Annotated in this window: 1 protein-coding gene; it reads left to right on the forward strand. The window is 63.9% G+C overall.

The genetic code is table 11. The features are described 5' to 3' along the window. Positions 1-91: 91 nt before the first annotated feature. Positions 92-811: ISAs1 family transposase (locus tag NKI73_RS33570; RefSeq protein ID WP_352636349.1), on the forward strand; the 720-nt coding region annotated here is incomplete at its 3' end.

Here is an 811-nt window from a genome sequence, read left to right on the forward strand (position 1 = left end):
GGGCAGGGGAATCGCACATGAGTACAAACGGACTCTTGTGTGGTGTGCGGAAATCGATTCTGAGAGGACCTCTGAATGATCGGAGGCCGTGATGGTGTTTCTGGATGTATTCGGCGAGGTGCCGGACCCGCGGGACTTGACCGCGCAGCACTCGTTGCCGGAGATTTTGTTCGTAGCACTTGCGGCGGTGCTTTGCGGGGCGACGCACTGCACGGAGATGGAGCTGTTTGCCAGGAACCGTCTCGATCTGTTGCGGCAGTTCATTCCGCTCGAGCGTGGCGCGCCCAGCCACGACACCTTCAGCCGGGTGCTGGCGGCTCTCGATCCTGTCGCCCTCAACGATGCCTTCATGCGCTTCATGACCGCGTTCGGCGGGCAGGCGCGCATCGATGCGCCGAAAGGGCAGGTCGCCATAGATGGCAAGAGCCTGCGGCGCGCCTACGCCAAGGGCTGCTCGCATATGCCACCGCTGGTGGTGACCGTCTTTGGCTGCGACACCTTCATGAGCCTGGCCCAGACCGTGGCGCAGAAGGGCGGCGAAGTGCAGGCCGCGATCGCGGCGCTCGAATTGTTGTCGCTCAAGGGGCTGACCGTAACGGCCGACGCCTTGCACTGCCATCGCCGCATGACCAAAACCGTGCGCGAGGGCGGCGGCCACTACGTGATCGCCATCAAGGGCAACCAGTCGAAACTGGCCAGCGAGGCCAAGGCCGCCCTCGACAAGGCGGCGGCCAGCAAAGCAACCAAGTTCCATCAGACCGAAGAGGATGCGCATGGCCGCCACGAGGTGCGGCGTGCCTTCGTCATTCCC

It is taken from the genome of Mesorhizobium sp. M0496 (genome assembly GCF_040321205.1).
Taxonomy (GTDB): Bacteria; Pseudomonadota; Alphaproteobacteria; order Rhizobiales; family Rhizobiaceae; genus Mesorhizobium.